General features: G+C 28.9%; 6 protein-coding genes and 1 pseudogene. 4 read left to right on the top strand and 3 right to left on the bottom strand.

The genetic code is table 11. From position 1 onward, the window contains the following. Both EYW44_RS22845 and lysA read left to right on the top strand, forming a co-directional pair. Positions 1 to 115, top strand: a pseudogene (locus tag EYW44_RS22845) (IS5/IS1182 family transposase); the annotation flags it as partial. Between the two features lie 211 nt (positions 116 to 326). Continuing rightward, positions 327 to 1,529 (top strand): diaminopimelate decarboxylase, encoded by a 1,203-nt coding sequence (lysA, locus tag EYW44_RS21770; RefSeq protein ID WP_132727956.1) that lies wholly within the window; start codon positions 327 to 329, stop codon positions 1,527 to 1,529. A gap of 241 nt (positions 1,530 to 1,770) precedes the next feature. Here the strand turns inward: lysA and rplI are convergent, their stop codons facing one another. The 3 genes from rplI to rpsF are packed head-to-tail and all read right to left on the bottom strand — an operon-like array spanning position 1,771 to position 2,882. Then, positions 1,771 to 2,220: a 50S ribosomal protein L9 gene (gene rplI / locus EYW44_RS21775; RefSeq protein WP_132727959.1), complete on the bottom strand. Its 450-nt coding sequence runs from the start codon at positions 2,218 to 2,220 to the stop codon at positions 1,771 to 1,773. 17 nt (positions 2,221 to 2,237) lie between these two features. Beyond that, the gene (gene rpsR / locus EYW44_RS21780; protein WP_207893829.1) at positions 2,238 to 2,537 is read right to left on the bottom strand and encodes a 30S ribosomal protein S18; all 300 of its coding nucleotides are present in this window, start codon (positions 2,535 to 2,537) and stop codon (positions 2,238 to 2,240) included. Between the two features lie 3 nt (positions 2,538 to 2,540). Further along, positions 2,541 to 2,882: a 30S ribosomal protein S6 gene (gene rpsF, locus EYW44_RS21785; RefSeq protein ID WP_132727965.1), complete on the bottom strand. Its 342-nt coding sequence runs from the start codon at positions 2,880 to 2,882 to the stop codon at positions 2,541 to 2,543. 112 nt (positions 2,883 to 2,994) lie between these two features. Between rpsF and EYW44_RS21790 the strand changes: the two genes are divergently transcribed. Together EYW44_RS21790 and EYW44_RS21795 are read left to right on the top strand one after the other, a co-directional pair. Further along, a complete protein-coding gene (locus EYW44_RS21790) occupies positions 2,995 to 3,891 on the top strand; it encodes a sterol desaturase family protein (protein ID WP_132727968.1) in 897 nt (298 codons plus the stop codon). 322 nt (positions 3,892 to 4,213) lie between these two features. Continuing rightward, positions 4,214 to 5,389 (top strand): GlmU family protein, encoded by a 1,176-nt coding sequence (locus EYW44_RS21795; protein ID WP_132727971.1) that lies wholly within the window; start codon positions 4,214 to 4,216, stop codon positions 5,387 to 5,389. The last annotated feature ends 160 nt before the right edge of the window (positions 5,390 to 5,549 follow it).

Raw genomic sequence — 5,549 nt, forward strand, 5'->3', positions numbered from 1 at the left:
TCGTTCTTTATTGAATAGATTTGACACCACAATTACTAGTTGGAAAGGCTTTAATTTCCTAGCATTTATTGTAATCGGATTAAAGAAATTTCATAAAATTGAAAAGTCAAGATGACTTCACTTTTATAATTCTAAATCATACTATTTTATCGAGTTTAGTTTCTATAGCTTCAGTAAAATAAATATTATTGAAAGTTTTTTGAAGTTAATTTTACATTAAAAGAAAAAGTGTAAATTTTCACACAAAATAACATTGTGTTATATTCTTGAAAGCGTTTTTTTATCTTTTTTCATATCGATATTTTTGGACTTTAAAAGAAAATAAAATGGATAATAATTTACTATTAGATTTGGCTAAAAAATATGATAGCCCACTGTATGTATACGAAACAGATACAATTAAAAGTCAGTATAAACGTATTATAAAAGCATTTTCTAAAGTAAAAAAGGTAAAGATAAATTATGCTGTTAAAGCATTGTCTAATGTAAATATATTAAAAGTTTTTAATCAACTAGGCAGTGGTTTGGATACTGTATCAATTCAAGAAGTTAAACTAGGTTTATTAGCTGGTTTTGAACCAAGCAATATAATTTATACACCAAATGGAGTTTCTTTAAAAGAAATAGAAGATGTAGCTAAATTAGGAGTTAAGATTAATATTGATAATTTATCTATTCTAGAGCTTTTTGGTCAGAAGCACCCAAACATTCCTGTTTGTATTAGGATTAATCCTCATGTAATGGCGGGAGGAAATTCAAAAATATCAGTAGGTCATATCGACTCAAAATTTGGTATATCAATTCATCAAGTGCCACACATTAAAAGAGTGGTAGAGAACACCGGAATGCATATTAACGGAATTCATATGCATACAGGATCTGATATTTTAGATGTAGATACATTTTTAATGGCAACTGAAATTTTGTTTGATACTGCAAAACAATTTAAGAACATTGAATTTATTGACTTTGGAAGTGGGTTTAAAGTTCCTTACAAGCAAGGTGATATTTCTACAAATATTGAAGATTTAGGAAAACATTTATCGAAAAGATTTAATGATTTTTGTAAAGAGTATGGTAGAGATTTAACATTAATGTTTGAACCAGGGAAATTTTTGGTAAGTCAAGCAGGTTATTTTTTAGCAACTGTTAATGTTATTAAGCAAACTACGTCAACTGTTTTTGCAGGTATTGATAGTGGTTTGAATCATTTAATAAGACCAATGTTTTACAATTCTTACCATCATATAGAAAATATCTCTAATCCAAAGGGGAGAGAACGATTCTATAGTATTGTAGGGTATATCTGTGAAACAGATACTTTTGGTACAAATAGAAGAATTAATGAGATTAGAGAGGAAGATATTTTATGTTTCCATAATGCAGGAGCTTATTGTTTTTCTATGGCATCTAATTATAACTCAAGATACAGACCTGCAGAGGTTATGATTCATGAAGGTAAAGATTATTTAATTCGTAAAAGAGAAACTTTTGAAGATATTATAAAAAACCAAGAAGTAATTATATAAAAGAATAATAAAAGTAAGTTTATAAAAAGATAAGCTCTGATTGATATAGTTTTCAATCAGAGCTTTTTTTATATAATTAATAATCCCCTAAAATTATATAAAAAGTTATAAGTATGTACAACAAATATGTATCAAGTTTTTATATAATAGATAAGGAAAAACACCTTTTTTAAGATTTTTTACAATAAAAAAACACACTCAATTGAGTGTGTTTTTAATTCTTACAGTAAGAAGTGAGGTCTTATTTCTCAGCTACTACTTCAAAAACGATATCAGCAACAACAGTTCTGTGTAAACGTACAGAAGCATTATACTTCCCTAATCTTTTTACATTACCACCAGTTACTTTAATATATTTTTTGTCTATCTCAGTTCCTTGCTTAGCTAAAGCTACAGCAACATCAGCATTGTTTACAGAACCAAATAACTTATCTCCAGTACCAACTTTAGATGCTATTTTTAATTCGTATCCTTTAACAGTTTCTAATACTTTGTTAGCATCTTCAACTAATTTAGCTTCTTTAAATGCACGTTGCTTTAAATTTTCAGCTAAAACTTTTTTAGCTGAAGAAGTAGCTAAAACTGCATATCCTTGAGGTATTAGGTAATTACGTCCGTAACCATTCTTAACAGTTACTACATCGTCTTTAAAACCTAAATTTTCTACGTCTTGTTTTAATATCAATTCCATGATTCTCTACTTCTTTTTTATTTTAACATGTCTCCAACGTATGGCATTAAAGCTAAATGACGAGCTCTTTTAATAGCTTGTGCAACTTTACGTTGATATTTTAATGAAGTTCCTGTTAAACGTCTTGGTAAAATTTTACCTTGCTCGTTTACTAAATACATTAAGAAATCAGCATCTTTATAATCGATGTACTTAATACCGCTCTTTTTAAAACGACAGTATTTTGCTTCTTTTTTAGTTTCAATATCAAGCGGAGTTAAATAACGTACCTCTCCTTGCTTGTTACCTTTTGCTTGTTGTTCAATTGATGACATAATTGATTACTTTTTTGCAGATTTAACACGTTCTTTTCTCTTCTCAGCCCAAGCTGCTGCATGTTTATCTAACCTTACAGTTAAATAACGCATAACGCTATCGTCACGTCTAAACTCTAATTCAAACGGAGTAATAGCTTCACCAGATACCTTGTACTCTAATAAGTGATAAAAACCACTTTTTTTCTTTTGAATTGGGTAAGCTAATTTCTTTAAGCCCCAATCCTCTTTGTGGGTCATTTCTGCTCCTTTAGAAACCAAATAGTCCTCGAACTTTTTTACTGTTTCCTTTATCTGAGTCTCAGATAAAACGGGATTCAAAATGAAAACAGTTTCGTAATGATTCATAATAAAATTAATTTTAAGTTTGCAAATATACGTTTTTTATTGATACTCTAATCACTAATTATTAAATCATTTTACTTTTTAGTATCTTGTGCATAATTTATATATGTAAAATATGATTGTACCTGAAATTCCTAATTTAATTCATTACGCTATACCTGTTTTTGTTGTTACTATAATTATTGAAGCTGTTTTAACAGTTAAAGTAAAACTAGATGATTATGAGTTTAAAGATGCTTTAACTTCTATAACAATGGGATTAGGTAATGTTTTTATGGGATTATTGAATAAAGGGATTATGTTGGGAGCTTTTACATTTTTATATCAGTTTAAAGTTTTTACAATACCTTTTACTTGGTGGGCTTGGTTGTTGTTATTTTTTGCTGATGATTTTGCTTACTATTGGAATCATAGAATAGCACATGAAAGTAGATTATTTTGGGCAAGTCATGTTGTACACCATTCTTCTAAAAAGTATAATTTAAGTACAGCTTTAAGACAAACTTGGACAGGAGGTTTTTACACATTCATTTTTTGGTTACCATTAATCTTAATTGGTTTTCATCCAATAATGGTGTTAGTGCAACAAAGTATTAGTTTATTGTATCAATATTGGATACATACTGAATTAATTAAAAAAATGCCGAAATGGTTTGAGGCTATTTTTAATACTCCTAGTCATCATAGAGTACATCATGCCACCAATCCTCAATATTTAGATAGAAATCATGGTGGAATTTTAATTATTTGGGATAGAATATTCGGAACTTTTGAACCAGAAGTAGAAAAGCCAGTGTATGGACTAGTAAAGAATATTGAAACTTACAATCCTGTTAAAGTAGCTTTTAATGAATGGTTTTTTATGTTCAAAGACGCATTTAAATCAAAAGTATCTATAAAAAATAGATTCTTATATTTTTTTAAGCCACCAGGATGGAATCATGATGGATCAGGTGTTTTATCAAAAGATATGAGAAAAGCTTGGGAAGAAAACAAAAACAAAACCTTCTAGAATAAATGAATACTCAGAAGGTTTAGGATTACACATGTATGTAACAATTGGGGGACGAAATATCTTATATACTCAAATATACTTTTAATAAATAAATCTTGTAATAGGAAAAACACCTATAGTAAATAAAATTGTAAAAAACAACATTTTGTTTAATTTATTTTTGTTTTTTTTAAACAGTTAGTCAACAGTTTTTTAAATGCTTTCGCTAGAGAAGTTTTACAAGTTTAAATTTATTGCAAACAATCTATTATTTAAAGGTTGGTTATTAGCTATTGTTACTTTTTGTTGTAAGTTTGTCTTGCTTCAAAAGAATTAAAAAATGAATTATATTTTATTTGATGGTGATAACAGAAAATCTTTATTACCATTTACATATACAAGACCGGTAGCAGACATTAGAGTTGGAATTCTTACAATAAGAGAAAAGTGGGAAAAGTTTTTAGGTTCCACTACCACAACCATTACTGAAGGGTATTTAGAGGAAAAATACCCAATGGTTGAAATGGAAGAAAATGTAATGTTAAACGCGTCTTTTGTGCCAACTCCAAGTTTGGTTGAAAAGGTTAAAAACTTGTCTAAAAATGAAGCTATTTTTAAAGGAGAAGATGTAATAGCCTTTTATACAACAGAAGAACAAGAAGAAGTAAATTTTGAAGATTATGTTCAGATAGAATTTGAAGAAGATATTATTCAAATTAAAAATACATGGGATATATTTTCATACAATGCTCAAGCAATTCAATTAGATTTTGATTTAATAACAGAGGGAAGAGAGTCACAACCGATACCTGACACTATTCAATGTGTTGGAAAAGAGAATATTTTCATAGAAGAAGGAGCTAAATTAACCTTTGCTACATTAAATGCCACTAGCGGACCTATTTATATTGGAAAGAATGCTGAAATAATGGAAGGAGTTGTAGTAAGAGGAGCATTGGCTATGTGTGAAAATTCAGTGTTAAAGTTAGGAGCTAAAATATATGGAGCAACTACTTTAGGTCCTTTTAGTAAAGTAGGAGGAGAGGTAAATAATTCCGTATTATTTGGGTATTCTAACAAAGGACATGATGGCTTTTTAGGTAATTCTGTATTAGGAGAGTGGTGTAATTTAGGAGCCGATACTAATAATTCTAATCTTAAAAATAATTATGCTGAAGTAAAATTATGGAGTTACGAAACTGGTAGATTTGCTAAAACAGGTTTGCAATTTTGTGGATTGATAATGGGGGATCATTCTAAGTGTGGCATTAATACAATGTTCAATACAGGAACTGTAGTAGGTGTTTCTGCTAATATTTTCGGAAGTGGTTTTCCTCGTAATTTTGTCCCTTCATTTAGTTGGGGAGGGGCTTCTGGTTTTACAGAATATAAGATGAATAAAGTAAATGAAGTTGCAGAAGTGGTTATGAAACGAAGAAAATTAGTGTATGATGAAGTTGAACAAAAAATTTTACAAGCAGTTTTTGATCAATCTAAGCAGTTTAGGAATTATTAGATTTATATGATTTGATAGTGTTAAACAAATTATTATCGAAGAAGTCATCTTGACTTTTTTTGAGAAAAAATTAAGGGTTGTAGATATTTGTGTTGCGAAACATAAAAACACAACCCTATGTACCAAGTACTAAGCAAAGATATGATAGAATTAGAAATAG

The sequence above is a fragment of the Tenacibaculum sp. M341 genome (assembly GCF_004337695.1).
Taxonomy (GTDB): Bacteria; Bacteroidota; Bacteroidia; order Flavobacteriales; family Flavobacteriaceae; genus Polaribacter.

Bases quoted from the DNA above. Each gene is read 5' to 3' on its own strand.
- EYW44_RS21790 (WP_132727968.1), top strand. From the start codon at position 2,995: ATGATTGTACCTGAAATTCCTAATTTAATTCATTACGCTATACCTGTT.
- lysA (WP_132727956.1), top strand. From the start codon at position 327: ATGGATAATAATTTACTATTAGATTTGGCTAAAAAATATGATAGCCCA.
- EYW44_RS21795 (WP_132727971.1), top strand. From the start codon at position 4,214: ATGAATTATATTTTATTTGATGGTGATAACAGAAAATCTTTATTACCA.
- rplI (WP_132727959.1), bottom strand. From the start codon at position 2,220: ATGGAATTGATATTAAAACAAGACGTAGAAAATTTAGGTTTTAAAGAC.
- rpsF (WP_132727965.1), bottom strand. From the start codon at position 2,882: ATGAATCATTACGAAACTGTTTTCATTTTGAATCCCGTTTTATCTGAG.